At 69.3% G+C, this 26,828-nt stretch carries 26 protein-coding genes; 12 read left to right on the plus strand and 14 right to left on the minus strand.

Going from position 1 to position 26,828, the window contains the following annotated elements:
- Window positions 1–21: 21 nt before the first annotated feature.
- The 6 genes from AMK34_RS28720 to AMK34_RS28745 all read right to left on the minus strand — a co-directional run bounded on the left by AMK34_RS28720 (window position 22) and on the right by AMK34_RS28745 (window position 5,687).
- Window positions 22–1,200 (minus strand): amidohydrolase family protein, encoded by a 1,179-nt coding sequence (locus AMK34_RS28720; RefSeq protein WP_073847441.1) that lies wholly within the window; start codon window positions 1,198–1,200, stop codon window positions 22–24.
- A complete protein-coding gene (locus tag AMK34_RS28725) occupies window positions 1,197–2,330 on the minus strand; it encodes an MAB_1171c family putative transporter (RefSeq protein WP_073847442.1) in 1,134 nt (377 codons plus the stop codon). The genes AMK34_RS28720 and AMK34_RS28725 overlap by 4 nt, the downstream gene beginning before the upstream one ends.
- Window positions 2,327–2,848 (minus strand): hypothetical protein, encoded by a 522-nt coding sequence (locus AMK34_RS28730; RefSeq protein ID WP_016331300.1) that lies wholly within the window; start codon window positions 2,846–2,848, stop codon window positions 2,327–2,329. The genes AMK34_RS28725 and AMK34_RS28730 overlap by 4 nt, the downstream gene beginning before the upstream one ends.
- Entirely contained in the window at window positions 2,845–3,237 is a 393-nt protein-coding gene (locus AMK34_RS28735; protein WP_038519350.1) for a helix-turn-helix domain-containing protein, read from the minus strand. Before AMK34_RS28735 ends, AMK34_RS28730 begins: the two co-directional genes overlap by 4 nt.
- A 358-nt stretch (window positions 3,238–3,595) precedes the next feature.
- A complete protein-coding gene (locus AMK34_RS28740) occupies window positions 3,596–4,048 on the minus strand; it encodes a flavodoxin family protein (protein ID WP_038519348.1) in 453 nt (150 codons plus the stop codon).
- A gap of 1 nt (window position 4,049) precedes the next feature.
- Complete coding sequence (locus AMK34_RS28745) at window positions 4,050–5,687, minus strand: phospho-sugar mutase (RefSeq protein ID WP_073847443.1); 1,638 nt, start codon at window positions 5,685–5,687, stop codon at window positions 4,050–4,052.
- A 29-nt stretch (window positions 5,688–5,716) separates the two neighbouring features.
- Between AMK34_RS28745 and AMK34_RS28750 the strand changes: the two genes are divergently transcribed.
- Window positions 5,717–6,874 carry a glycosyltransferase gene (locus AMK34_RS28750; RefSeq protein WP_073847444.1) on the plus strand — a complete coding sequence of 386 codons (1,158 nt, stop codon included), beginning with the start codon at window positions 5,717–5,719 and terminating at the stop codon, window positions 6,872–6,874.
- A 72-nt stretch (window positions 6,875–6,946) separates the two neighbouring features.
- Here the strand turns inward: AMK34_RS28750 and AMK34_RS28755 are convergent, their stop codons facing one another.
- The 3 genes from AMK34_RS28755 to AMK34_RS28765 are packed head-to-tail and all read right to left on the minus strand — an operon-like array spanning window position 6,947 to window position 9,127.
- The gene (locus tag AMK34_RS28755; protein ID WP_073847445.1) at window positions 6,947–7,732 is read right to left on the minus strand and encodes a purine-nucleoside phosphorylase; all 786 of its coding nucleotides are present in this window, start codon (window positions 7,730–7,732) and stop codon (window positions 6,947–6,949) included.
- A complete protein-coding gene (locus AMK34_RS28760; protein WP_038519346.1) occupies window positions 7,725–8,156 on the minus strand; it encodes an ABA4-like family protein in 432 nt (143 codons plus the stop codon). Before AMK34_RS28760 ends, AMK34_RS28755 begins: the two co-directional genes overlap by 8 nt.
- Complete coding sequence (locus tag AMK34_RS28765; protein WP_073847446.1) at window positions 8,153–9,127, minus strand: hypothetical protein; 975 nt, start codon at window positions 9,125–9,127, stop codon at window positions 8,153–8,155. Before AMK34_RS28765 ends, AMK34_RS28760 begins: the two co-directional genes overlap by 4 nt.
- Before the next feature lie 76 nt (window positions 9,128–9,203).
- On the opposite strand from AMK34_RS28765, the gene AMK34_RS28770 reads away from it, so the two are divergent.
- Window positions 9,204–9,926 carry a MerR family transcriptional regulator gene (locus AMK34_RS28770; protein ID WP_073847447.1) on the plus strand — a complete coding sequence of 241 codons (723 nt, stop codon included), beginning with the start codon at window positions 9,204–9,206 and terminating at the stop codon, window positions 9,924–9,926.
- On the opposite strand, the gene AMK34_RS28775 is transcribed toward AMK34_RS28770, so the two are convergent.
- The gene (locus AMK34_RS28775; protein ID WP_073847448.1) at window positions 9,870–11,636 is read right to left on the minus strand and encodes a serine/threonine-protein kinase; all 1,767 of its coding nucleotides are present in this window, start codon (window positions 11,634–11,636) and stop codon (window positions 9,870–9,872) included. The two genes, AMK34_RS28770 and AMK34_RS28775, sit on opposite strands and share 57 nt — an antisense overlap.
- A 149-nt stretch (window positions 11,637–11,785) precedes the next feature.
- On the opposite strand from AMK34_RS28775, the gene AMK34_RS28780 reads away from it, so the two are divergent.
- The 6 genes from AMK34_RS28780 (at window position 11,786) to AMK34_RS28805 (ending at window position 19,792) form a co-directional block, all read left to right on the plus strand.
- The gene (locus AMK34_RS28780) at window positions 11,786–13,657 is read left to right on the plus strand and encodes a methylmalonyl-CoA mutase family protein (protein ID WP_073847449.1); all 1,872 of its coding nucleotides are present in this window, start codon (window positions 11,786–11,788) and stop codon (window positions 13,655–13,657) included.
- Entirely contained in the window at window positions 13,657–15,825 is a 2,169-nt protein-coding gene (scpA, locus tag AMK34_RS28785) for a methylmalonyl-CoA mutase (protein ID WP_038519340.1), read from the plus strand. Before AMK34_RS28780 ends, scpA begins: the two co-directional genes overlap by 1 nt.
- A 3-nt stretch (window positions 15,826–15,828) precedes the next feature.
- On the plus strand, window positions 15,829–16,827 hold the full coding sequence (gene meaB / locus AMK34_RS28790; protein WP_038519337.1) for a methylmalonyl Co-A mutase-associated GTPase MeaB: 999 nt from the start codon (window positions 15,829–15,831) through the stop codon (window positions 16,825–16,827).
- Window positions 16,828–16,884: 57 nt separating this feature from the next.
- Window positions 16,885–17,184 (plus strand): hypothetical protein, encoded by a 300-nt coding sequence (locus AMK34_RS28795; protein WP_038519335.1) that lies wholly within the window; start codon window positions 16,885–16,887, stop codon window positions 17,182–17,184.
- 238 nt (window positions 17,185–17,422) lie between these two features.
- Window positions 17,423–18,721, plus strand: a complete 1,299-nt coding sequence (locus AMK34_RS28800; protein ID WP_083650025.1) for an amidohydrolase — start codon at window positions 17,423–17,425, stop codon at window positions 18,719–18,721.
- Window positions 18,722–18,898: 177 nt separating this feature from the next.
- Window positions 18,899–19,792, plus strand: coding sequence for a DUF559 domain-containing protein (locus AMK34_RS28805; RefSeq protein ID WP_073847450.1), 894 nt, complete (start codon window positions 18,899–18,901; stop codon window positions 19,790–19,792).
- A 63-nt stretch (window positions 19,793–19,855) separates the two neighbouring features.
- Here AMK34_RS28805 and AMK34_RS28810 read toward each other — a convergent pair whose 3' ends face one another.
- Window positions 19,856–20,308, minus strand: a complete 453-nt coding sequence (locus AMK34_RS28810) for a gamma-glutamylcyclotransferase (RefSeq protein ID WP_179948472.1) — start codon at window positions 20,306–20,308, stop codon at window positions 19,856–19,858.
- Between the two features lie 127 nt (window positions 20,309–20,435).
- Between AMK34_RS28810 and AMK34_RS28815 the strand changes: the two genes are divergently transcribed.
- From AMK34_RS28815 to AMK34_RS28830, 4 genes are all read left to right on the plus strand, one after another.
- On the plus strand, window positions 20,436–21,839 hold the full coding sequence (locus AMK34_RS28815; protein WP_016331316.1) for an NAD(P)H-quinone dehydrogenase: 1,404 nt from the start codon (window positions 20,436–20,438) through the stop codon (window positions 21,837–21,839).
- Between the two features lie 104 nt (window positions 21,840–21,943).
- Window positions 21,944–22,384, plus strand: coding sequence for a hypothetical protein (locus AMK34_RS28820; protein ID WP_083650040.1), 441 nt, complete (start codon window positions 21,944–21,946; stop codon window positions 22,382–22,384).
- Window positions 22,385–22,536: 152 nt separating this feature from the next.
- A complete protein-coding gene (locus AMK34_RS28825) occupies window positions 22,537–23,190 on the plus strand; it encodes a class F sortase (protein WP_073847451.1) in 654 nt (217 codons plus the stop codon).
- 5 nt (window positions 23,191–23,195) lie between these two features.
- Window positions 23,196–23,738: a hypothetical protein gene (locus tag AMK34_RS28830; RefSeq protein WP_073847452.1), complete on the plus strand. Its 543-nt coding sequence runs from the start codon at window positions 23,196–23,198 to the stop codon at window positions 23,736–23,738.
- An 81-nt stretch (window positions 23,739–23,819) separates the two neighbouring features.
- Here the strand turns inward: AMK34_RS28830 and AMK34_RS43600 are convergent, their stop codons facing one another.
- The 3 genes from AMK34_RS43600 to AMK34_RS28845 all read right to left on the minus strand — a co-directional run bounded on the left by AMK34_RS43600 (window position 23,820) and on the right by AMK34_RS28845 (window position 26,697).
- Complete coding sequence (locus tag AMK34_RS43600) at window positions 23,820–24,296, minus strand: hypothetical protein (protein ID WP_241832886.1); 477 nt, start codon at window positions 24,294–24,296, stop codon at window positions 23,820–23,822.
- A 119-nt stretch (window positions 24,297–24,415) separates the two neighbouring features.
- Window positions 24,416–25,927, minus strand: a complete 1,512-nt coding sequence (gene glpK / locus AMK34_RS28840; protein ID WP_073847453.1) for a glycerol kinase GlpK — start codon at window positions 25,925–25,927, stop codon at window positions 24,416–24,418.
- 14 nt (window positions 25,928–25,941) lie between these two features.
- Complete coding sequence (locus AMK34_RS28845; protein WP_174492067.1) at window positions 25,942–26,697, minus strand: MIP/aquaporin family protein; 756 nt, start codon at window positions 26,695–26,697, stop codon at window positions 25,942–25,944.
- Window positions 26,698–26,828 lie beyond the last annotated feature (131 nt).

Here is a 26,828-nt window from a genome sequence, read left to right on the forward strand (position 1 = left end):
CTCGGCGTCCCTTTCCGGGAATCAGGCCCGAACGCCGCGCGAAAGCACCAAACGCAGGTTCCGCAGGGCGGAAAGATCGGCGAGCGGATCTCCGTCGACCGCCAGGACATCGGCACTCAGCCCCGGGGCGAGCCGTCCGGTCACCTCGCCGAGGCCGAGCCCGGCGGCGGAGTCCTCGGTCGCGATCTCCAGGATCCGGCGCCTGCCGAAACCGAGCCATTCGTAGAGTTCGAGGGCGCCGACGGGATCGTCGAAGACCGAACCGGGCAAGCCGGCGTCCGTGCCCGCGAGGAGCGGGACACCCAGCTCCTCCAGCCAGGACAGCCTGCCGTAGACGGTCTTCGCGAGCTCCTCGCCCATGCGCTCGGCCAGCATCCGCCAGTTGCGGCTGCTGGTCGAACAGGCCGCGATGCCCTCGGCGGCCATCCGCTTGGCGACGCCTTCGCGCCGGTCCTGCCGCTGCGGTCCGGTCATCCAGGTGCAGTGCTCGATGGTCGCCACACCCGCCTCGACCGACGCCTCGATCGCGTCGGTGCCGTGGGCGTGCGCCGCGACCGGGAGCCCGTGGCGCCCCGCGTGCTCGACGATCAGGCGCAGCGCCCGGACGTCGAACTGGGACTCCCACATGTCCGCGCCGCCCTCGGTGATCTGGCCGCCGCTGGCCATCACCTTGATCACGTCCGCGCCGGCGGCCGCGTTCGCGTCGATCAGGGCCCGGATCGCGTCGTCGTCGCCGACCTCGCCGCCGAAGAAGTGGCAGTGTCCATTGAGGACGGTCAGGGGTGATCCGGCGGTCAGCAGACGCGGCGCGGCGGTGCCTTCGAGTTCCGCGCGGACCCGCGCGCCCAAAGCGCCGCGATCGCCGAGATCCCGCACCGTCGTGACGCCGCTGCGCAGTAGTTGCCCCAGGCGATCCTTGGCGCCCTTGCGCAGGGTCTCGTCGTCGCTCGCCAGGAAGTTCGGCAGCATCTCGCGGGTGGCGTCGAACGCCAGGTGCACGTGGGCGTTGAACAGGCCGGGCAACAGGGTCGCGCCGGGGAAGTCGAGTTTCTCGGCCTCCGGCGACGCCTGTGCCGCGACCTCGGCGCGCGGGCCCGCCGCGAGGATGCGGTCGCCCTCGACGAGCACGGCGCCGTCTTCGACCGGCGTGCTCGGACGCGGCAGGATCCGGCTCGCCGTCAGCAAAAGCTGTTTCGTCATGCGTCGCTCCTGGAGACGGCGGCGGAGAGTGCGAGCAGCGGCCGCACGTCGGATTCGATGTCGGAGGCGCCACCGGGGAGCACGAGTTTCGCGCGCCCGTCGGTCTCCTCGCCCGCGGTCTGCCGGGCGATCGCCCGCTTGAGCGCTTCCGCCGCCGCGTGCGGATCGTCCGCGGCGAGTGCGGTCAGATCGGTTTCCAGATAGGGGCTCAGCTGCACGAGCCCGTCGCGGATCTCGATCACCCGGCGGTAGTACCGGCGGTGGACCGTACGCGGACGCCACCGCTCCCACGCGCCCTGCGGCGTGGTCCGGAGCACGATGTTCGGGTAGATCCCGGCCAGCGCGGTCCACAGCGGGGTGAGCTCGTCGTGATGCCGCCGGTGCTGACGGCGGCGGCGCAGCGCGGCGAACCGCGCACGGGCGCCGGGATAGGTGATCCCGGCGAGGAACAGCACGATCCCGAGGAGCACCAGCGGGACGGCGACGGTGAGCAGGAGCGGGATCGACGGCCCGAACGCCCAGGCGATCACGATGTAGAGTGCGCGGAAGACGCTGCCGACGGAAAGGCAGATCAGCCCGGCGGCGCTGAGTTTCAGCCCGATCTTCAGATGGCGGTCCGCGGTGCGGATGTACCGGAAGATCCACCAGGCGCAGGCGGCGAGGCCGTAGATCAGGTAGATCCCGGCGCCGAGGTAGAACAGCGCCACCCCAGGGACGTGCACAAGCTTCGGGCTCAGCGCCAGCCCCCGCACCTCCGGCGGGGTGACGGCCATGGCGACCAGCATCAGCGCGATCGCGCCGGACAACGGGATCAGCTCGAACAGGACCCGCCCCGGCCTGCGCGGGCCCAGTGCGGAGCCGAGGAACACGATCAACAGCGCGCAGACGCCGATCGCGAGCAGGACGTTGTTGACCAGGCGGCCGGTGCCCTTGCCGGTCAGGTCGTCGAGCCAGCCGACGATGACCTTCTGCTGGGCGAGGAAGGAGCCTGCGACGCAGACGATCGTGATCGTGATCGCCCAGTTCGGCAGCAGGCGGGGTGCTCGGTAGGTCTGGTAGATCCGCCAGGCGAGCGCGGTCGCGAACAGCACCATCGCCACGACGTTGATGGGGGAGAACAGTGGAGTCACAGCCACCCTTGATGGTCGCCCAGCGCGCCTTGGACGCGGCGGACGTCATCGTCGTCGGCGCGACGGGGAATCGTGTAGTTCAAGACCGACGCCCATTCGAGGATGATGGTCGCCACGGTCTCGGCTTCCCATTCGTGCGCCTCATCGTAGGAGGTGCGGCGTAAAGCGCGGTGTACCGCGTCGCCGTCGAGGCCGGGGGCGGGGCCGCGCAGGAAGTCGGCGGGTTCGGCGTCGCCGCCGGGATGGTGATCGGCGAGCATATGCCCGAGTTCGTGCAGGATGATGTGGTCCTGGTGGGACTTCGTGGTCTCCTGCTGGAAGAAGATGTAGTCCGCCGAACCGGTGGCGATCCAGCAGCCGAACGGGCCGGGGACCTCCAGCGGATACGGCATCAGGCGGATCGGCCTGCCGCGCTGTTCGCCGAGCCGTTCGCAGAGCACGCCGACGTCGAGCGGCGGCTCGATGTCGAGCTTGTTCAGCATCTTGCGGCAGCGTTTGCGGAGTTCCCGTTCCTTCATCGGTTCTCTTCCGGCTGCTCGCGCTCGGCCCGTTCGTAGCGTTCGACGAGCTCCAGCAGGTCCATCACCTGACGACGGCCCTGCGGGGACAGTTCCTGTGCGCGCATGGCCATGAGCGTCGCCTCTCCGACCGGTTGGGGCTCCTGCTCGTCGAAGAAGTACGTGATCGGCACCCCGAACAGTTTCGCCAGCGCTTCGACGTAGTGGATCTTCGGATTGACCCGTTTGCCCGTGGCGAGCTGCTGGAGGTACGCGGGCGACATGGTGGGCCCGCCGGCACGGTCGATCGCCGCGGACAGCTCGCGATAGCTGTGCGGGGCGCCTTCGTCCGCGCGCACCGAATCGATCAGCGCGGTCAGTTTCTGGGCGAAGGTCTGATACGGCGACATGACCCCCCAACCGTTCCGTAGTCCCGTTCCGTAGTTGGAGTGTAACGCGATACAGCCTGTCCGCAGCTGTTGACAGCGCATGTATGCAGTGGTTTACAGTTGTCAAGCGGTTTCGTGCCGTGTCCGGTCTCTCACTCCGGAATCCGTGCCCTGGGGGTGTACGGACGCCGGAGTGAGAGCCGTTTTTTCCGGTGGGTGCACAAGATCGTGCCGGATGTAGTACGCTGAGGCAGCCAAGGTTGATCGCCATCACGGCGAACCCTTGGCCTAGGCCTGTTGCCGGAGGTCGACCCCCAGGGCTTCCGGTGACAGGCCCCTTTACTTTCACCGCATTCAGAGGACGAAATGCGGGCGGGGGTCAGGGCATGAGCGTGGCGGCCAGGGTGCCGCCCAATTCGAAACAGGCCTCGAGATCCGCTTTGCCCGGTTCGCCGGTGACGAGCACCGGCGAGGCCGCGCTTTCCCAGCCGAGGCCGGTCGTGATGGCCTCGATCCCGCGCACGGTGCCGGACGTGTCGCTGTTGCCGTGCACGAAGAACCCGAACGGACGCCCCCGCGTGGAATCCAGGCACGGGTAATAGACGGTGTCGAAGAAGTGCTTCAGCGCGCCGGACATGTAGCCGAGATTCGCCGGGGTGCCGAGCAGGTAGCCGTCGGCCTCCAGGACGTCGGGCACGGTCGCGCCCAGCGCCGCGCGGCGCACGACGTCGACGCCCTCGATGTCCGGATGGTTCGCGCCGGAGAGCACGGCTTCGAACATCGCCTGCGTCGAGGGCGACGGCGTGTGGTGGACGATCAGCAGCTTCGGCATGTCAGGCCAGCCGGGACTCGATGTCGGCCCGGAGTGCCGCCAGCCGCGCGTCCGCGGCGGCTCGCGCCTCGGCGAGATCGCCGGTGACCGGCTCCTTGATCTGCAGGTACGCCTTCAGTTTCGGCTCGGTCCCGGACGGCCTGATCACGACACGCAGCCCCTCGCCGGTCAGGCGGAGGACGTCGGCGTCGGGCAGGAGGTCCTCCATCGTGACGTCGGTGCCGCCCAGCGACACCGGGGGTGTGGCGCGCAGGCCCGCCATCAGGCGCTCCCGCACCGACAGGTCGGTGACGCGCAGCGAGACCTGATCCGTCACGTGTACGCCGTGCTTCACGGCCAGTTCGTCGAGGACGTCCAGCGGTCCGCGGCCCGCCGCGCGCAGGGAGGCGGCCAGGCCCGCGGCGAGCACGGCGGCGGAGATGCCGTCCTTGTCGCGCACGAAACCGGGGTTCACGCAGAGTCCGAGCGCCTCTTCGTAAGCGAACACGAGCCCTTCGCCGGCACGGACCAGCCATTTGAACCCGGTCAAGGTCTCCGCGTAGCGCGCCCCGAATTCCTTCGCGACTTCGCCGAGCATCGACGACGACACGATCGTCGTGGCCACCAGCGGATCGACACTGTCTACAGTGGACAGAACGTGCCAGCCGAGCAGGACGCCCGTTTCGTCCCCGCGCAGCATCCGCCACGAACCGTCCCGCTCGCGCACGCCCAGCGCGCACCGGTCGGCGTCCGGGTCGAGCGCGATCGCCAGGTCGGCGCCGACCTCGGACGCCAGAGCCAGCAAGAGATCCGTCGCGCCCGGTTCCTCCGGATTCGGGAAGGCGACCGTCGGGAAGTCGGGATCCGGCGTGGATTGCTCGGCGACCAGGCTCAGCTCGGTGAAACCGGCGCGCTCGAACGCGGCGCGCAGGGTCTCCGCGCCGACGCCGTGCAACGCCGTCGCGGCGACCTTGACCGCGCGTTCCGGGCCGCGCGGCAGCAGCGCGACCTTGGCGAGGTACGCGTCGCGGAGTTCGTCGCCCAGCACCTCGGCGCCGGGCTCGCGCGGCACGCTGATCGCCGGGGGAGCGGCTTCGATGGCGCGCTCGATCTCGCCGTCCGAAGGCGGGACGATCTGGCCGCCCGTCGCGTCGTAAAGCTTGTAACCGTTGTCGGCCGGGGGATTGTGCGACGCGGTGATCTGGATACCCGCCACCGCGCCGAGTTCCAGTACGGCGAACGCGAGCACCGGCGTGGGCAGCGGGCCGGGCAGCGTCTTCACCGCGAACCCGGCGGCCGTCAGCACCTCGGCGGCGGCCTTGGCGAAGGCCTCCGAACCGTGCCGCGCGTCGCGGCCGACCACCACGACACCGCCCGAATGTCCTTGTGCGGTCAGCCAGGCCGCGACACCCGCCGTGGTCCGGGTGACGACCGCGACGTTCATCCCGTTGGGGCCCGCGCGCACCGGGCCGCGCAGTCCGGCGGTGCCGAATTCGAGCGGTCCGGCCATGCGGTCCGCGAGTTCGTCCGCCGCACCGGCTTCGCCGCCCATCGCGCGGGCGAGGATGTTCTGCAGCTCGACGCGGGAATCGTCGTCCGGGTCGTCGGCGATCCAGCGGAACGCCCGATCCCGGAGATCCGAGGTCAAGGAAGTCGTCACCGAGTCAGCCTACGGGTACGTTGGAGAGGGTGCGATTGATCTTCACTTCTCTGGTGAGTCATGGTCATCTCTATCCCCTACTACCGCTCGCCGTCGCCGCTCGCGACGCCGGGCACGAGGTCGTCTTCGCCACCGGCGAAGACATGCTGGCGGTGGTCGAAAAGGCCGGTCTGGCAGTGGAAATCGCCGGATTCGGGATGCGGGAGGCGTTCGAGTCGATCGCCGGGCCCGACGCTCCGAAACCCAACGCCTCCGACGCCCCGCCCGAATCGTTCAATCCCGTCATCGGCGAAGTGTTCGGAAATGTGCTGCCCCGGCGGTTCGTCGCCGATCTCACACCGCTGCTGGAACGGCACCGGCCGGATCTCGTCGTCTACGAAAGCGGCAACGCCGGTGGCGCCATCGCCGCCCACCTCGCCGGGATTCCCGCGATCGGGCACGGTTTCGGCCGGTTCTCGCCGGGGGACGTCATGGACGTCATCTACGGCCGCGTCGCGGAATTCGCCACGGAAGTCGGTTTGGGTGGCTTGAAGCTGCCGTCCTTCGGCGATCCCGTCGTCGACATCTGTCCGGAATCGGTGCAAGCGCCGGATTTCCTGGCCACGGCGACCCGGATCCCGCTACGTCCGGTCGGCTGGGCCGAGCCGGGAGACCTCCCGGCGGGTGTGGTCGGCCGGGACAAGAGCCGTCCGCTCGTCTACCTCACCCTCGGGACCGCCTTCGGTGACGAAGACGTGTTGAAGCGGGCCATCGGCGCCCTCGCGCGGCTCGACGCGGACGTCATCGTCGCGGCGGGCCCGACGGTGGATCCGGCGAGCCTGGGCGAAGTCCCGGGCAATGTCCGGGTCGAGAGCTGGGTGCCGCAGGTCGAGCTCCTGCCGCACGTCGATCTCGTGGTCCACCACGGCGGCAGCGGGACGACGATGGGGGCCTTCGGCGCCGGGCTGCCGCAGCTGGTGCTGCCGCAGGGGGCGGACCAGTTCACGAACGCCGAGGCCGTCGTCGCGGCCGGGGTGGGCGCGCAGCTGATCGGTGCCGAGGCCGTTGAGGACGTCATTTTCGAGCAGGCGCGAAAGCTGCTCGCCGACGAGGCCGTCCACGGTGCTGCACGTCGGCTCGCCGACGAGGTCGCCGCGATGCCTTCGCCCGCGGAGGTCGCCCAGCGGCTTCCCGAGTTCGCCGGCTGAGAAGTGCCCCGGATGTCATGAAAGGGTCGTTCAGGACGAAAAACGTCCTGAACGACCCTTTCATGACACTTGTCAGGCGCGGGAGACGAGTTCCTTGAGCAGCGTGCCCATCCGGGTGGCGGACTGACGGCCCGCCTCGAGGACCTCTTCGTGGTTCAGCGGTTCCCCGGTCATCCCGGCCGCCAGGTTGGTCACCAGCGAAAGCCCGAACACCTCGACCCCGGCGGCGCGGGCGGCGATGGCCTCCAGCACCGTCGACATGCCGACGAGGTCGGCGCCGAGCGTCCGCAGCATGCGGATTTCCGCGGGCGTCTCGAAATGCGGCCCGGTGAGCCCCGCGTACACGCCCTCCTCCAGCGAAGGGTCGATTTCGCGCGCGATGTCGCGCAGCCGCTTCGAGTAGAGATCCGTCAGGTCGACGAAGTTCGCGCCGACGATCGGCGAGCGCGCGGTGAGGTTCAGGTGGTCGGAGATCAGTACCGGCTGCCCGACGCGGAAGCCCTCGCGCAGGCCGCCCGCGGCGTTGGTCAGCAGCACCGTCCTGGCGCCTGCCGCCGCGGCGGTGCGCACGTTGTGCACGACCGGGTCGATGCCCTTGCCCTCGTAGAAATGCGTGCGGCCCAGCAGGATCAGCGCGCGCTTCTCGCCGACGCGGACCGACCGGACGGTTCCCCCGTGCCCGACCGCGCCCGGCGCGGCGAATCCGGGCAGTTCGCCCAGCGGGATCTCCGCCTCGGGCTCCCCGATGACGTCCGCCGCCGGGCGCCAGCCCGAACCGAGCACGACGGCGATGTCGTGCTTCTCGACGCCGGTGCGTTCGGCGATGGCGGCGGCCGCCGCGACCTCGTTCTCACTCATGCGACGAGCGTATCCGGACGGTTCGCACGAGCAGGAACGCCACCAGTCCGAACGGGGACAGGAAGATCGTGAGCGCCAGGATCGGCCCTGTCACCAGCGGATGGATCCGGTGCTCGCGGGATTCGAGGTACATCCAGCGCGCGATGAACAGGTCGAAGGCGATCAGATGCGCCCAGATCGTGGCCGCCCCGTACGGCGATCCGGTGAACGCGCCGAGCACGCCGAGGTCCGGCCTGCTGACCGCCGTCCAGAGCTCGCCGAAATGCGCGATCGCGAGGACGAAGTACGGGATCAGCGGCAGCAGCGGCGTCCAGGGTGACGCCATGATCCGGCGGGTCCACGACCAGCCCGGCAGGAAGATCATCAGCAGCCAGAACGGCGTCGCCAGCGGGAAGGTCCAGGTGAAGAGGGTCTCGACGCTCATCGCAGCGAGGCCTCCAGCTCCCTGTCCTTCGCCGGCCGCCCGATCGCGATCAGCCCGCTAAAGGCGACGCCCGCGATCAGGAGGGCGAAGGCGGTGAGGGTCTGGCTGTCGGGCGCGACGATCGACTGGCCGCGCAGCGCCTGCCAGGTGAGCAACGCGAGCAGGCCCGCGTAGCCGACGCCGGCGATCACCACGAGCCGCAGCCGGAGGACGTCGTCGCGAAGCCGCGGGTAGCGCGCGGCCAGGACGCCGAGGACGAGCGCGAGCAGCGGAAGCGCCTGGAGTCCGTGCAGGCCGAGGAAATGCGGGATCCGCAGGTCGCCGCCGACCGTGCTCCAGTCGAGGATCGGCAGACCGGGGCCGCCGTCGGGGAGGCCGACGGTATGCGCGCCGATCATCGCGGACTGGCCGGTCGCGTCGAGCAGGGCCTGCTGGTCCGGGGTGGGGCTGCTCATCAGCGTCGCCAGCGAGATCCCGATCATGCCGAGGATCGCGCCGATCCGGGCCGCCCACGCCGTCGCGCGGTCGGGGATCCGGGTGAACATGACGGCGATCGTCAGGACGAGGTTGACCATCCAGAGCACGGCGATCATCCCGCCCATGACCTGGAAGATCGTGTTGTCGAGCGGTGTCGCGTTGTTGAAGTGGCTCGCGCGGACGCGAGCGGCCTGGAAGATCACGAGCGCGTATTCGGCCCCGAAGATCACGACGAGCGTGTTCGCCAGCCAGCTCGCGGTCCGCCGGAACTTGGGCAGCAGGGAGACGAGCCAGCTCCAGGTGAAGAAGTACAGCGTGGCGGAGACGGCGAATTTGAACGGTTTCGCCCAGAGCGGGGCGCCGTTCAGCGTCCGCTGGTCGATCAGCATGGCCAAGACGCACACCACGGTGATCACGGCGAAGGCCTGGGCGAAGCGATACGAACCCCGGTGCCAGGTGCGGGTTCTCTCGCGGAGATCGGTCAAGATGGTCATGGGTCCCTCCCAGAAATGGATAGTCAAGCTCTCCGTTATGGGAAGTTAAACTATCCATCCTGAGAAGTCTTCAGGGATGACCCTGGAACCGTCCCCGAGATGGGAGAACGCACGCGTGCGGATGGCCGAACTGAGCGAAAAAGCCGGGATCCCGGTCGCCACGATCAAGTACTACCTGCGGGAAGGACTGCTTCCGCCGGGCGAGCGGACCAGCCCGAACCAGGCGAAGTACGACGACGGGCACGTGCAGCGGATCAAGCTGATCAGGGCGCTGATGGATGTCGGCGGCCTCTCGCTCGCGACGGTCGGCGAAGTGCTCGCCGCGGTCGACGCCGGGGAGGCCAGCCCCCACCACGTCCTCGGTATCGCCCAGCAAGGCATCACGACGTCGAAGCGGGTCGTCGACGACGAAGCCCGCGAATGGGCGCTCGCCACGGTCCGCGACCTCGCCGACCGCCGCGGCTGGCCCTGCAAGGACGAAGACGACCTGGTCATCCAGGCCCTGGTCGGCGTCCTGTGCACGATCCGCGAGGTCGGGCACGGCTGGTATCTCGAGAAACTCGACGCCTACGCCGAGATCGCCGACCGGACCGCCGACCTGGACCTCGAAGGGATCTCGGGGATCGAGTCGCTGGATCAGATCATCGAGATCGCCGTCGTGGAGACGGTTCTGGGCGACAGGTTGCTCTCGGTGCTGCGGAGGCTGGCGCAGCAGCGCGCGTCGAAGGCGTACTTCGCCGGGCTAACCGTCGACGATGAACGACAAGGCGACCGGCTCGAAGATCCCGGTCTTCGCTGAGTTCTCCTGCTCGATCGTCGAGGTCACCGACAGGATCCACAGATCCGTGCCGCCGCTGAACAGATCCATGTACGTCGTCCGCGTGATGCTCTCGTTCACGGCGTCCCGGTTCCCGGCGGCGCGCTCCGTCGTCCGGTAGGTGTACCGCTGGCTGTCGTCGCCCCGGCCGGGAACGGTGGTCGGCCCGCCGATGGGGGCGATCTCCGGATGCTGGCTCCTCAGCCAGCTGAAGTAGGCGGGCGGCGGGCTCTCGGCCAGGAAACCGCTCAGCCGCTCGACCCGGATGGCCTGGCGGCCGTCGGGCGAGACGTACTGGACCACCGTGCTCGGCACACCCCTGGTGATATGCGGCGCGACGAACTTCTGCCAGCCCTCCGGGACACCGAGGCTGAACCGGCCGCCCTTGAGGCCGTTCACCGTGCTCGCGTCACCCTGTTGCGTGATCAGTTTCGGCGGCGGCTGGGTGATGATCGTGTCGCCTTGCTGCAGCTTCTCCGGCGGCCGCAGATCCTGTCCGCCGACGGCCCTGGCCAGCACGAACCCGCCGCCCGCGGCCAGCAGGAACAGGACGACCGACGCGAGCGCCAGCACCACCGTGCCCACCGTCGAGCGGCCAGGCCGCCGAGGCGGCGGTGGCGTGACGGTCGGCATCGGCGCGAGTTCGACGGGAGGCGCCGGCGCGGACTGGTTGAGGAACGGCAGCGGACCGGGGTCTGCGGCGAGTTCCGAACTCGTGCCCTCGCCCGGTTTCTCCGGCGCGACCGGCTTGATCACCTGGGTGTCGGTGGCGTCGAGATGCGCGGTGGTCTTCTTGCCGTCGGGAGTGTGGAACAGCTCGGCGGGGAAGAGGTCGATGAGTGTCTTGGCCTGCAACGGGTACAGCCGGCGCCGGACCTCGCGCAGGGTGATCCGCTTCGACGGCTCCTTCTTCATGAGCGCGCCGATCACGTCGGCCAGCGGGCCGGGGCCGGGCTTCGGCACCTTCCCGTTGACGACCTTGCCGACCGTTTCGAGCGGGTCGCCGTCGGCGTCGTACGGCGGCGAGCCCTCGATGGCGGCGAACAGTGTCGCGCCGAGACCCCACAGATCGGCGGCGGGGACGACGGCGCCGCCGGAAGCGACCTCGGGCGCGATGTAGGCGGGCGAGCCCAGCATCATCCCGGTGCGGGTCATGGTGGCTTCGGAGACGTTGCGCGCGATGCCGAAATCCGTGAGCTTGATCCGGCCGTCACCCGCGACGAGGACGTTGCCCGGTTTGACGTCACGGTGGGTGATCCCGGCGGCGTGCGCGGCTTCGAGCGCGGACGCCACCGCGATGCCGACCGCCGCGGCCTGCTCGACCGTCAGCGGCCCGTGGTCGCGCAGGATGTGCGCGAGGCTGCGCGACGGCAGCAGCTCCATCACGACGAACGGTTCGTCGTTCTCGCGGGCGACGTCGTGCAGGATGATCACGTTCGGGTGGCTCAGAACGGCGATCGCGCGGGCTTCGCGCAGGGTCCGTTCGCGCAGTTCGTCCGCCTGCGACGCCGGGACGCCGGGCGGGAGGCGGACCTCCTTGACCGCGACGGGGCGGTGCAGGAACTCGTCGTAGGCCGACCAGACCGTGCCCATCGACCCTGATCCGATGACCGAGCGCAACCGATATCGCCCGGCGACTACTCGCTTCTCGTCGCCGGGACTCTCGCTGGACTCGGTGGTGTCGGACGGCACGGCCCAATTGTGTCGTATGCCCGTGTGGCGGCCCTATGCGCCGTGCCCTGTCGGAGTGAACGGGCCGCCCGGCATCGCCCCCTAATCACCCCCTAGGCGCGACTAGCGTCACAGGTGGTGCCACTTGAGGGCCGTTAGCATCGATGGCTATGACGGAAGTGGCCGAGACGGAGTCAGTGCCGACCCCTGGCGAGCCCGACGCGCCGGAAGAATTGGAGCTCGCGGCGGAGTTCCCCGAAGCGAGCCGGGACCAGTGGCGCGAGCTGGTCGCGGGCGTGCTGCGCAAGAGCGGCGCCATCGACGAGTCCTTCGACGGCCTGCCCGAAAGCAAGCTGGTCACGCGGACGTACGACGGCCTGGAGATCCAGCCGCTCTACACGGCCGAAGACACCATCGACGGGACTGGTTTTCCCGGCCTTCCGCCGTTCGTGCGAAGCGCCCGGCCCGAAGGCGCGGTGACGACGGGCTGGGACGTCCGCGCCCGGTACGCGCGCCGCGACGCCAAGGCCACGAACGCCGCGATCCTCGCCGACCTCGAAGGCGGCGTCAGCTCGATCTGGCTGCGCGCCGGCGCGACCGGGGTCCCTGTCGCCGATCTGGGTGACGCGCTGAACGAGGTCTACGTCGACCTCGCACCCGTCACGCTCGACGCGGGCGAAGAGTACGAAGCAGCCGCGAACGAGTTGTTCACGCTCTTCGCCGAGCGCGAGATCCCGGCGAGCGCGGTCACCGCGACCCTGGGTGCCGACCCGATCGGCTTGACCGCGCGCACCGGCACCGCGCATCCGCTCGCCCCCGCCGCGGACTTGGCCGCGCGCGTCGCCACCAGTCACCCGAAGGTGCGGACGATCGTCGCCGACGGCCTCCCGTTCCACGAAGCGGGCGGCTCGGACGCGCAGGAGCTCGGCGCGGCCATCGCCGCGGGCGTCGCGTATCTGCGGGCGCTCACCGAAGCGGGATTGGACGTCGACACCGCGGCAGGCCAGATCGAATTCCGGCTCGCCGCCACGGCAGACCAGTTCCTCACGATCGCCAAGTTCCGTGCCGCGCGGCGCCTGTGGGCCCGGGTCACCGAAGTCTCGGGTGGCAGGGGCTCGGGCATGCGGCAGCACGCGGTCACCTCGCCCGCGATGCTGACCCAGCGGGACCCGTGGGTGAACATGCTGCGGACCACGCTCGCCTGTTTCGGCGCCGGGGTCGGCGGCGCGGACGCGATCACCGTGCTCCCGTTCGACGCCGCGATCGGCCAGCCGGACGCGTTCTCGGCGCGGATCGCGCGCAACACGCACGCCGTCCTGCTGGAGGAGTCCAAACTGGCCGGTGTCATCGACCCGGCGGGTGGCTCCTGGTACGTCGAGAACCTCACCGACGAGCTGGCCAAGGCCGCGTGGCGCGAGTTCACCGCCATCGAGGCGGCGGGCGGGATCGAGGCGGAACTGGCCTCCGGCGCCCTCGCGGCACGGCTCGCCGAGACCTGGGAGAAGCGGTCGAAGCGGATCGGGACCCGACGCGATCCGATCACCGGCGTCAGCGAATTCCCCAATCTGACGGAGAAAGCGGTCGTCCGCGACCCGCTCGGCGACCTGCCGGGTGGCGGCCTGCCGCGCTACCGGTACGCCGAAGCGTTCGAGGCGCTGCGAGACCGGGCGGACGCGCATCCCAGCCGTCCTCGCGTCTTCCTCGCCACCCTCGGCCCGGTCGCGGCGCACACCGCGCGGGCGAGTTTCGCGGCGAACCTGTTCCAGGCGGGCGGAATCGAGGCGGTGAACCCCGGTGCGCCCGAGGACGTCGTCGCGGAATTCCGGGCCAGTGGAACGAAGATCGCCTGCCTCTGCGGCAGCAACACTTCCTACGCCGAAGAAGCGGACAGCGTCGCGAAGGCGTTGAAGGAAGCGGGCGCCACGTCGGTGCTGCTCGCCGGTAAACCCGGTGACCACCCGGACGTCACGGGCTACCTCTTCACGGGCTGCGACGCCCTGGAAATCCTGACCGGCACGTTGAACGAGCTCGGAGTGCAGTGATGACCATCCCGAACTTCGCCGGAATCGAGCTCGGCAGCCCCGAGCCGGGCGACCGTCCTCAGTGGACCGAAGCCTTGCACGCCGCCACCGGCAAGGGCCCCGACGCGCTCGCGTGGGAGACGCCGGAGGGTATCGGCGTCAAGCCGGTGTACACCGCCGACGATCTGTCCGGAGTGGACTTCCTCGGCACGTATCCCGGTGTCGCGCCGTACCTGCGCGGCCCGTACCCGACGATGTACGTCAACCAGCCGTGGACCATCCGCCAGTACGCGGGTTTCTCCACCGCCGAGGAGTCGAACGCCTTCTACCGCCGCAACCTCGCCGCCGGGCAGAAGGGCCTTTCGGTCGCCTTCGACCTCGCGACGCACCGCGGCTACGACTCCGACCACCCGCGTGTCGCCGGTGACGTCGGCATGGCGGGCGTCGCGATCGACTCGATCTACGACATGCGCCAGCTCTTCGACGGCATCCCGCTCGACAAGATGAGCGTTTCGATGACCATGAACGGCGCCGTCCTGCCGGTGCTCGCGCTCTACGTCGTCGCGGCCGAGGAACAGGGGGTCACGCCGGACAAACTGGCCGGGACCATCCAGAACGACATCCTCAAGGAGTTCATGGTCCGCAACACCTACATCTACCCGCCGCAGCCGTCGATGCGGATCATTTCGGACATCTTCTCGTTCACCTCGCGGAACATGCCGAAGTACAACTCGATCTCCATCTCCGGCTACCACATGCAGGAAGCCGGGGCGACCGCCGACCTGGAACTGGCGTACACGCTCGCGGACGGTGTCGAGTACATCCGCGCCGGGGTCGAGGCCGGGCTGGACGTCGACAAGTTCGCGCCGCGCCTGTCCTTCTTCTGGGCGATCGGGATGAACTTCTTCATGGAGGTCGCGAAGCTCCGCGCGGCGCGCCTGCTGTGGGCGAAGCTGGTGAAGGGCTTCGAACCCAAGTCGTCGAAGTCCCTGTCGTTGAGGACGCATTCGCAGACCTCCGGCTGGTCGCTGACCGCGCAGGACGTCTACAACAACGTCGTCCGCACCTGTGTCGAGGCGATGGCGGCGACCCAGGGCCACACGCAGTCGTTGCACACCAACGCCCTCGACGAAGCGCTGGCGCTGCCGACCGACTTCTCCGCCCGCATCGCGCGGAACACGCAGTTGTTGCTGCAGCAGGAATCCGGCACCACGCGCGTCATCGACCCGTGGGGCGGCAGCGCGTTCGTCGAGAAGCTGACGTACGACCTCGCGCGCAAGGCGTGGGGCCACATCACCGAGGTCGAGCAGGCGGGCGGGATGGCGAAGGCGATCGACGCCGGCATCCCCAAACTGCGCATCGAAGAGGCCGCGGCGCGGACGCAGGCGCGTATCGACTCCGGCCGCCAGCCGGTGATCGGCGTCAACAAGTACCAAGTGACCGACGACGAGCAGATCGACGTGCTCAAGGTCGACAACGCGGGCGTGCGCGCGCAGCAGCTGGAGAAGCTGCGGCGGCTGCGCGAAGAGCGCGACGAGGACGCCACCCAGGACGCGCTGCGGCGGCTCACCGCGGGCGCCGAGTCCGACGGGAACCTGCTCGCGCTGGCCATCGACGCCGCGAGGGCGAAGGCCACCGTCGGCGAGATCTCCGACTCGCTGGAGAAGATCTGGGGGCGCCACTCCGGCCAGATTCGTACCATCTCCGGTGTGTACCGCGAGGAGGTCGGCAAGACCGAGAACGTCGAGCAGGCGCGCGAGCTGGTCGAGAAGTTCGCCGAGGAGGAAGGCCGCCGTCCCCGGATCCTGGTCGCGAAGATGGGCCAGGACGGCCACGACCGCGGCCAGAAGGTGATCGCGACCGGCTTCGCCGACATCGGTTTCGACGTCGACGTCGGCCCGCTGTTCTCCACGCCCGGCGAGGTCGCGCGGCAGGCGATCGAGGCGGACGTGCACGTGATCGGCGTTTCGTCGCTGGCCGCCGGGCACCTCTCGCTGGTGCCCGCGCTGCGCGCCGAACTCGCCGAGCAGGGCCGCGAGGACATCATCGTCGTGGTCGGCGGCGTCATCCCGCCGCAGGACTACGAGGAGCTGCGCGCGGCGGGCGCGGCGGCGATCTTCGGCCCCGGCACGGTGATCGCCGAAGCGGCGATCGACCTCATCGGACAGCTGACCGCCCAGGAGTCCTGAACCTTGCCGCGCAAGATCGACGTCGGGGCGCTGGCCAAAGGTGTCCTCGCGGGTGACCGCGGCCTGCTGTCGCGGGCGATCACGCTCGTCGAGTCCAATCGGGACGATCACCGGGCGCAGGCGCAGGAACTGCTGGTGGAGCTGCTCCCGCACGCGGGTGGCGCGCGGCGCGTCGGCATCACCGGGGTTCCCGGTGTCGGCAAGTCGACCTTCATCGATCAGCTCGGCACCGATCTGACCGAGGCCGGACACAAGGTCGCCGTGCTGGCCGTCGACCCGTCGTCGACGCGGACCGGTGGCTCGATCCTGGGCGACAAGACCCGGATGGCGCGGCTCGCGGTGGACCCGAAGGCGTTCATCCGCCCTTCGCCGACTTCGGGCACGCTCGGCGGCGTCGCGCGGGCGACCCGCGAGACGATCGTGCTGATGGAGGCGGCCGGGTACGACATCGTGCTGGTCGAGACCGTCGGCGTCGGGCAGTCCGAGGTGACCGTGGCGAACATGGTCGACTGCTTCCTGTTCCTGACCCTGGCCCGCACCGGCGACCAGCTGCAGGGGATCAAGAAGGGCGTCCTCGAACTCGCGGACGTCATCGCGGTCAACAAGGCCGACGGCGACCACGAACGCGACGCGAAACGCGCGGCTCGCGAACTGGCGGGCGCGTTGCGGATGATCTACGGCCGGGACGCCGAGTGGACGCCACCGGTGCTGACCTGCAGTGCGCTCACCGACGTCGGGCTCGACGAGATCTGGGCCGAAATCGGGCGTCACCGTGACGTGCTGACCGCTTCGGGTGAACTGGACGGGCGGCGACGGCGGCAGCAGGTGGAGTGGACCTGGGCGATGGTCCGCGAACAGCTGCTCGGGCGGCTCGCCGCGCATCCGGACGTGCGAGCGGTCGTTCCGGACGTCGAACGGGCGGTCCGGGACGGTGAGCTGACGCCGACGCTGGCCGCCCAACGGATTCTGGAGGCGTTCTCCGGTCCTCCGCGTGGCGGCTGACGCGGGAACCCGGCAGAGTGCAGAATCGGACTCGCGCTACGCCGACGAAAGGGAGTCATGCCGAAAAGGTCTCGTCTCGGGCAGCTGGCCGGGCTGGTCGCCGCCGGGCTGGTCGTCTGCGCTCCCGTCGCGCAGGCCGTTGAGATCCAGGCGCCCGCGCCGGTGATCATGCAGGCAGCGGCGGTGCACGAAGCGCTCGAGCAGGCGCCTCCGGGGCCGGTGCTCGACCCCGCCGAGACCGACAAGGCCAACAGCCAGGAGACCAAGAACAAGGTCATCGCGGGTATCGCCGCGGCCATCCTGCTCGGCTTGGTGATCCTCGGGCGGCGCTCCCGTTCCAAGAAGAAGAAGTCCTGAACCGCTACCCGTAAGTAGAAGGACTCTCCGCTTAGCCCGGGCCGAACTCTCGCAGCCGTTCATCGCAGATCCACTACCGGCCGTCTAGGGCTCGATCACTCGACGAGCGGCTTGTCATCTGCATGGTGCACGATCTATCGCAAATGCGTATCACAGATCGAACGGCACCCAGCGTGCCTTCAGCGACCACTCGTACGGTGGTAGACGAAGGTGACTGTGTTGCGGGAGGAGGTGCGGCGTGACGGTGCTCGATTCACGTCCGGACATTCCAGGCGACCCCGAGGGTCGCGTCGTTGCCCCTATAGAGGCGCCCACCGCGCTGATCTCCGAGGCCGGCGTCAGCATGGCACCTGTGCATGATCTGGGTGCCGGGCGCGGCCCCTTCTGGCTCGACGACTGGCTCCGCGCGAACGCCACCGACGTCGTCGCGTGGCGTCGTCGCATCCACGCGCACCCGGAGCTCTCCCGCCACGAGTTCGCCACGACCGAACTGGTCATGTCCCTGCTCCGCTCGGTGGGGCTCAAGCCATGGGTGCTGCCCTCGGGCACCGGCGTGGTCTGCGACATCGGCAGCGGCGACCGCTGCGTCGCGCTGCGCGCCGACATGGACGCCCTGCCGCTGACCGAGGCCACCGGGCTCCCGTACGCCTCCAAGACCGACGGCGCCGCGCATATGTGCGGGCACGACGCGCACACGGCGATCCTCCTGGGCGCCGCCCGGGCGCTGGCGGGCGCGCCGGAGCTGCCGGGCCGGGTGCGGCTGATCTTCCAGCCCGCCGAGGAGGTCATGCCCGGCGGCGCGCTGGACATGATCGCGGCGGGCGCGATGGAAGGCGTCGAGCGGATCTACGGGCTGCACTGCGACCCGCGGCTCGAGGTCGGCAAGGTCGGGCTGCGCGTCGGCGCGCTGACCTCGGCCGCCGACCTCATCGAGCTGCGGCTCACTTCGCCGGGCGGGCACACCTCGCGGCCGCATCTGACCGCGGACCTGGTGCACGCGCTCGGCACCGTGATCACGTCGCTGCCCGCGGTCCTTTCGCGCCGTGTCGACCCGCGATCCGGGACCGTGCTGGTCTGGGGCGCGGTGCACGCCGGGCAGGCCGCGAACGCCGTCCCGCAGGACGGGGTGCTGCGCGGCACGCTGCGCACGGCGGACCACGAGGTCTGGACGATGCTGGAGCCGCTCGTCGCGGCTTCGGTGGAGTCGCTGCTCGCGCCGACCGGGGTCGGGTTCTCCCTCGACTACCGCCGCGGCGTGCCGCCGGTCGTCTCCGATCCGGAGTCGCACGCGCTGATGCGGGCCGGCGTCGAGGCCGCGCTCGGCGAGACCGCCGTGGCCGGGACCGAGCAGTCGTCCGGTGGCGAGGACTTCGGGTGGTACCTGGAGCACGTCCAGGGCGCCTTCGCGCGGCTCGGCGTGTGGTCCGGTGAAGGCCCGATGGCCGACATCCACCGCCCGACCTTCACCCTCGACGAGCGTTCGCTCCTGTGCGGAGTCCGCACGCTGGTCCACACCGCCCTGGCCACCCTGGCCTGACGTCCATCCAGTCACGCGTGTCGTCCGTCTGATCACGCGTGTCGTCCACCTGGTCACAGGTGTTCGCCACAACCGGTGTCGAACACCTGTCCACAGGTTATCCACAGATGTGGAGTTATCCACAGATGTGGATGAGCGGCCTTTCCGAGGCCGCGAAACCCCACGATCCTCGAAGGCATGATCGATTGGGGAGGACGGCATGGGGCGGTCTCGCGTAGTGAGGCCGACGAGGTTCTAGGGCGTCGACTGGTCCTTGAAGGATTGGCCACAGGCGTCCTGGTTCAGCCGTGGCGGGGCGTGGTCGTCCATGCCGCGGATTCGCTCGAACTGGCGACCCGGGCTCAGGCGGCCTTGCTCGTGGTAGGGCAGCCCGCCGCGTTGTCGGGAGTCACAGCCCTTGCGCTACATGGGATTTCGGCGGTGGACGACACGAGGATCCACGTGACGGTGCCCTACTCGAGGCGGGTCAAGTCGAAGCCCGGGTTGGCCGTCCATCAGGCCGACTTCCGGCCTTCGGATGTCATCGAACTCGACGGGCTCGCCATGTTCTCCTTGGACCTGGCACTGGCCGACTTCCTCTGTGCGGGGGACAAGCGAACCGCGTTCGCCGCGCTGGACGAGGCGATGCACGGGCTCCTGCCGGACCACGTCCGCACTCTGCATGCGAACGTCCGGGACAGGATGGTGGACCGACGTGACCGCCGAGGTATCCACAGGGCGGTCATGTTGCTCGACCTGGCGACCGGTAAGGCGGATTCTCCACCGGAGAGCATCCTCCGGTTGATCGTCGTCGAGGCGGGGTTCCCGGTTCCGGAGGCGCAGTACGAGATCGCCACGATCGAGGGACGGACCCTTTATGTCCTCGACATGGCGTGGCCTGCTCGGCGGATCGCGCTGGAGTATGACGGCTTCGCTTCCCACGAGGAGCGTCGCGACTACGACTCCGAGCGAGATGCACGGATGGCTGGACGGGGCTGGATCACGATCCGGGCGTCAGCGGAGGACCTTCGTGATCCCCGGCGTGTCCTGTCCGAGCTGACCACGGCATTCGGAAGGCGCGCGGTCGCGTGATCGGACGGACGACACATGTGATCAGGCGGACGACACGCGTGATTGGACGGACGACACGCGTGATCAGCCGGAGATGCCTTGGCAGGGGCGGGTGCGGAGGGCGTCGACGTAGTCGGCGGGGGCGCCGGCGGCCTCGGCCGCGTCGGCCAGCACGCCGAGGTAGCGCGCGGACGGGAGGCCGCCCTCGTAGGCGTCCAGGACGTACAGCCACGCAAGCACGGAGCCGTCCATGGTCTGCACGCGGAGGCGGATCTTGGAGTGGATGCCCAGCTCGCCGCCTTCCCAGCGGTCGAGATTGGGCTCGTCCAGCGAGGTGACGTCGTACAACACCACGAAGACCCGGGAGCCCGGGTCTTCGACGATGGTCGCCAGCGCGCCTTCCCAGCCGAGGTCCTCGCCGCCGAAGGTCAGCCTCCAGCCCTCCAGCCAGCCGGTGCCGGCCATGGGCGAGTGCGGAGCGCGCTCCAGCATCTGGGCGGGCTCCATATTGGATCCATACGCGGCATACAACGGCACGGCGACAGCCTAGCGACCTACCGCTCACCCGGCTGGACGCACATGCCGTGTCCGGCCACTCAATCCGCCCAACGGTCGCCCGCGTACGGTAAACGCAGTCACAGACACCGCTGCGAGGAGGAGACCAGTGACCAAGATCGTGATCATGGGCGGAGGCCCCGCCGGTTACGAAGCGGCACTGGTCGCGGCCCAGCACGGAGCCGACGTCACCATCGTCGAACGGGACGGTCTCGGCGGCGCGTGCGTGCTCTACGACTGTGTCCCGTCGAAGACGTTCATCGCCTCCTCCGGCGCGCTCGCGAACATGCACGACCTCCGTGAGCTCGGCATCAACACCGACATGGCCGACACCAGCGTCGACCTGCCGACCGTCCACGGCCGCGTGAAGGGCCTCGCGCTCGCGCAGTCCGCCGACATCCGCGCCCGTGTCCAGCGCGAGGGCGTCCGCGTCGTCATCGGCCAGGCCCGTTTCGACGACGAAGAGGCCGGGCTCGCCACGCACAAGGTCGCCGTCACCGCCCCCGACGGCTCGACCGAGGTGCTCGACGCCGACGTCGTCCTCATCTCGACCGGCGCCACGCCGCGGGTGCTGCCCGGCGCCGTGCCGGACGGCGAGCGCATCCTCGACTGGCGTCAGCTCTACGACCTGCGCGAACTGCCCGAGCACCTGGCCGTCATCGGTTCGGGTGTCACCGGCGCCGAGTTCGCCTCGGCCTACACCGAGATGGGCGTCAAGGTCACCGTCGTCTCCAGCCGCGACCGCGTGCTCCCGCACGAGGACGCCGACGCCGCCGCCGTGCTCGAAGAGGTCTTCTCCCAGCGCGGCACCACGGTCGTCAAACAGGCCCGTGCCGACAAGGTCGAGCGCACCGAAAAGGGCGTCGAGATCCACCTCTCCGACGGCCGCGTGATCGAAGCCAGCCACGCGCTGATGACCGTCGGTTCGGTGCCCAACACCACCGACATCGGCCTGGAGAAGGTCGGCATCGAGCCCGGCCCCGGCGGCTTCATCGGCGTCGACCGCGTTTCCCGCACCAGCGCGCCCGGTATCTACGCCGCCGGCGACTGCACCGGCGTGCTCATGCTCGCCTCCGTGGCCAGCATGCAGGGCCGCATCGCGATGTGGCACGCGCTCGGTGAGGGTGTCGCGCCGATCAAGCTCAAGACCGTCGCCGCCAACGTGTTCACCCACCCCGAGATCGCGACCGTCGGCATCAGCCAGCAGGCGATCGACTCGGGTGAGGTGCCCGCCCGCACCATCATGCTCCCGCTCGCGACGAACGCCCGCGCGAAGATGGAAGGTCTGCGACGCGGTTTCGTGAAGCTGTTCTGCCGCCCCGCCACCGGCGTGGTCGTCGGTGGGGTGGTCGTGGCGCCGACGGCGAGCGAACTCATCCTTCCCATCGCGCTCGCCGTCCAGAACCAGCTCACAGTGGAACACCTGGCACTGACATTTTCGGTGTACCCGTCGCTGTCGGGGTCGATCACCGAGGCGGGCCGCCAGCTCATGCGGCACGACGACTTGGACTGATCTTCGTCGGCCGAGCAACCTTCACGGGGGTGCCCGCGTCTAGCGCGTGTCGGTGTTTCGTTGACAGCTAGGGGTTTTTCGTGATTCGCAGGGTGTTCGCCGGAGTGGTGGCGATCGGTGCGGCGGTGCTGGCGGGGCCGTCGACCGGTTTCGCTCAGCAACCCCAGCCGGATCCCGGTGTCACCGTGCAGCTCAACGACGACACGGCCTACGAACTCGGGCTCGTCAACAAGTACGTGCACGGCGACGCCAACGTGGCGCTGGCGCAATGCCCCGGCGGAGACGGCATGAAGGCGCCGACGTCGACGACGTTCTCTTCGCCGGTGCTGACCATCGGGAAATACGACTACGGCCCGCTCATCGGTGTCCCGGCGAATGTCAGCGCCGACGTCGAACTCAAGGCGGGCACGGCTCCCGGCAGCTACCCGCTGACCGTCAACTGCAACGGAAAGTCTTATACGGCAACGTTTTCCGTGCCGCCCCGGCAGGTGAGCGCGGTACCCGCCGGTGCCGCCCACGCGGGAGACGGCAGCATGGCCTCCTGACTTCCTTCCTCTCGCACCGGCGGTCGCGATCATTTCGTGACCCTGGCGGGCAACCGCCGGGCCGCCTGCGGCGTTTGCCAGTCGTGGGGTGAACGACGAGCCGGTCCCGGTCTGGGGGCCGGGGACCGGCTCGTCGCGCCCGGGAGGTGGACATGAAAGCGAACTGGGTGCGAGGGCGACGGGCGCCGCTGGTGCTCGCGGCCGCCCTGTCGGCCGTCTTGGCGACGCTGGCGATCGTCCTGTCAGGTCCGGGGGAGACCGGCCAGGCCGCGCCTCCGGCGAGCGCGGAGCGGACCGAGGTGCCGGTGGCCCCGAGCGACGAGCCGGAGGCCGAGCCGGTCGGCGGGATGCCGAAGGCCGATCCGGTGTCGATCGACGTGCCGAAGATCGAGGCGAAGTCCAGCCTGATCCCGCTCGGGCTCAACGCGGACAACACCATCGAGGTACCGCCGGTGACCCGGCCGTTGCAGGCGGGCTGGTACGTGAACGGTCCGACGCCGGGGGAGGTCGGGCCGTCGGTGATCCTCGGGCACGTGGACGGCAACAAGCAGAAGGGCATCTTCTTCCGGCTGAAGGAGCTGGCGCCCGGCGACAGGGTCTCGGTCGCCCGCAAGGACGGCACGACGGCCGAGTTCGCGGTCACGAAGGTCGAGCGGGTGGCGAAGGACAAGTTCCCGACCGACGCCGTCTACGGCGACACCGCCGAACCGGAACTGCGGCTCATCACCTGCGGTGGGGTCTTCGACAAGGCGTCACGCAACTATCTCGACAACATCATCGTTTTCGCCCGGTTGATCGCGAGGTGAGTTCCATGATCAGGTCCGCCCTGGTGCTGGCGTGCGGAGTCGCGCTAGTCGCCCCGGCCGTCGCGTACGCGCAGGACGCCCCGTCCACGAGCCCGAAGGCGGATCCGTACCCGTTTCTCGGGCTCTCGCCCCGGCAGTCGGTGGCGGGGGAGGAGATCCTGGTCTCGGTCGGCTGCCCGGTCGGCGAACTGGGCGAAGTGAAGTCGAAGGTGCTCGACCGCATCGGCGAATTCACGGTGACCAACGAGGTTCCGGTGATCCAGGGCGCCGTCGCGCATATCGACGCCGAGGCACGGCCTGCCTTCTACACGGTCACGGCGATCTGCAAGACCACGAAGATCACGGCGAACCTCGAAATCGTGCCGGACAAGACGCCGACCTCGTCGAGTAAACCGCCGGCACCGAAGCCGACAGTGCTGCCGAAGCCTTCTTCGCCGGGGAAACCGGCTTCGGGCCGTCAGGTTTCGAAAATTCCGGTGGGGGCGCCGCAGACCGGGGCAACCGATTCCCTTTCCCGATGGTGTTCTCAGTGCGAGGGCTCGCATTGAGGGAGAAAAGATCATGGGAATGAAGGGAATCGTCGCGGGCGCCGGTTTGCTCGCGATGACGGCGGGAGTGTTCCTCGCTCCTCAGGCGTCGGCCACCGCACCGCCGCCGAAATTGTCGGTCAGCCCGGCGAAGGTCGCGCCGGGGCAGGCGCTGGACTTCACCGCCAGTTGCCATGGCACGCGCAGCGCCGTGACGTCGCCGGGGCTGACCGGTCCGGTCACGCTCTCGGCCCAGTCCGGCGCGACGTACATCGGGCACGGGAAGGCCGCGGGGAGGACCGGCAAGTTCAAGGCGAGTTTCCGGTGCGACGGCGGGCCGAACCTGCCCGCTGCCAGTGGGATGGCGACCGTCGAGTTCGAGATCGTCTGCCCGCCGCCGACGACCACGCCCACCAAACCGCCGTCGAGCAGCCAGCCCCCGTCGAGCAGCCGGCCACCGTCCAGCAGTGAACCGCCGTCGAGCAGCAGCGCGCCGTCGTCGAGCTCGGCGCGGGTCGTCCCGGCCGCGTTGACGAAGCCGTGCGGTACACCGGGCAAGACGCCGCAGGTGAAGGTCAAGCCTGCCGGTGCTCCGCAAACCGGCGGCGGCATTTAGTCCTCTGAATGCGCCAAGTAAGTGAAGGCCTCCTTGAGGGACGCAGGGTCCCTCAAGGAGGCCTTCACGGACAGACGTCAGGTCAGTCTTCGTCGACCCAGTCGAAGGTCTTCGTGACCGCCTTCTTCCAGTTCCGGTACTCCGACTCGCGGCGGGCCTCGTCCATCGACGGGTCCCACTGCTTGTCCTGCGCCCAGTTGTTGCGGATGTCGTCCTCGCTCTTCCAGAAGCCCACCGCGAGACCGGCCGCGTAGGCCGCGCCGAGCGCGGTGGTCTCGTTGACCACCGGCCGGATCACCGGCACGCCGAGGATGTCGGCCTGGAACTGCATGAGCAGCTCGTTGACGACCATGCCGCCGTCGACCTTCAGCGACTTCAGCGGGACACCGGAGTCGGCGTTCATCGCGTCGATCACCTCGCGCGACTGGAACGCCGTCGCCTCCAGGACCGCCCGCGAGATGTGTCCCTTGTTGACGAACCGGGTGAGGCCGACGATCGCGCCGCGGGCGTCGGAGCGCCAGTACGGCGCGAAGAGACCCGAGAACGCCGGCACGAAGTACGCGCCACCGTTGTCCTCGACGGTCCGGGCGTGCTGCTCGACCTCGGCCGCGGAGCCGATGAGGCCGAGGTTGTCCCGCAGCCACTGCACGAGCGAGCCGGTGACCGCGATCGAGCCTTCGAGCGCGTACACCGTGTCGTTCGAGCCGATCTTGTAGCAGACCGTGGTGAGCAGCCCGTTGTCCGACATGACCTTCTCGGTGCCGGTGTTGAGCAGCATGAAGTTGCCGGTGCCGTAGGTGTTCTTGGCTTCACCCGGCGACAGGCACGCCTGCCCGAAGGTCGCCGCCTGCTGGTCGCCCAGGATGCCCGAGATCGGGACCCCGGCCAGCGCGCCCTTCTCCCGGACCTTGCCGTAGGTCTCCGACGACGACCGGATCTCCGGCAGCATCGACAGCGGGATCGTCATCTCCTCGGCGATCTCCGCGTCCCAGGCCAGCGTGTCGAGGTCCATCAGCATGGTCCGCGACGCGTTGGTCGGGTCGGTGACGTGCACGCCGCCGTCGACCCCGCCGGTCATGTTCCACAGCACCCAGGTGTCCATGTTGCCGAAGATCAGGTCCCCGGCTTCGGCCTTCGCGCGGGCACCGTCAACGTTGTCGAGGATCCACTTGATCTTCGGTCCGGAGAAGTAGGTCGCCAGCGGCAGGCCCACCTTCGCGCGGTAGCGCTCCTGCCCGCCGCCGAGCGCGCCCAGGTCGGCCACGATCTTGTCGGTGCGGGTGTCCTGCCACACGATCGCGTTGTACACCGGCTTGCCGGTGGTGCGGTCCCAGACCAGCGTGGTCTCGCGCTGGTTGGTGATGCCGACCGCGACGATGTCGCCCGCGACCAGGTCGCCCTTGGCCAGCGCGCCCGCGGCGACGGCCCGCGTGTTCTCCCAGATCTCTTCGGCGTTGTGCTCGACCCAGCCCGCCTTCGGGAAGATCTGCTCGTGTTCCCGCTGGTCGACGGCGACCACCCGGCCGGAGTGGTCGAAGATCATGCAGCGGGTCGACGTGGTGCCCTGGTCGATCGCGGCTACGTACGAAGTCATCGAAAACTCCAGTCTCAGGTGAGGTTGTGGACGGCGAGGAAGAGCAGGGCGGCCAGGGCACCGCCGACCAACGGGCCGGCGACCGGGACCCAGGAGTAGCCCCAGTTCGGGTTGGCCTTGTTCTTGATGGGCAGCAGGAACGCGTACGCGATGCGGGGGCCGAGGTCTCGGGCCGGGTTGATGGCGTAACCGGTCGGGCCACCGAGGGACTGGCCGATGACCAGCACGACGAACGCTACACCCGCGTAGCCGAGCGCGGAGTTGCCGAAGTTCGGCGTGCCGCCCTCACCCGTGGCGTTGGCGTAGACCGGGCTGAGCAGGATCCACGCGACCAGCACGAAGGTGCCGATGATCTCGGTGACGAGGTTCCACGCCTTGTTCGGGATCTGCGGCGCGGTCGAGAAGATGCCGAGCGTCTCGTCGCGCTGCGGGTGGTCGTCGAACTGCAGCTTGTAGGCGGCCCAGCAGAGCACGGCGCCGAGGATCGCGCCGACCATCTGCCCGGCGAAGTAGATCGGGACGTCCGCCCACTTCGTCTTGTCCGCGATGGCGAGGCCCAGCGTGACCGCGGGGTTCAGATGCGCGCCGCTCGGCGCGGCGATGCTCGCGCCGGCGAAGACCGCGAACGCCCACCCGAGGGTGATCATCACGACGCCACCGTTGTGGCCGTTGTTCTTCCGCAACACGTGGTTGGCGACCACGCCGTTACCCAACAGGATCAGGACCGCCGTTCCCAGCAGCTCCCAGACGAATATGGCTCCTGCACTCACCGCTTGACCTCCACTTTGGACATTCCGCGCAGGGTCGAACACGGTGTGCTACGGCGCCCTTGCCGACCCACGTCCGTGGCACGTTACCGTCGCGTATTTGTTCGTTCCAGGCATCGCGGGAACCAATCCTT

The sequence above is a fragment of the Amycolatopsis sp. CB00013 genome (assembly GCF_001905755.1).
Taxonomy (GTDB): Bacteria; Actinomycetota; Actinomycetes; order Mycobacteriales; family Pseudonocardiaceae; genus Amycolatopsis; species Amycolatopsis japonica.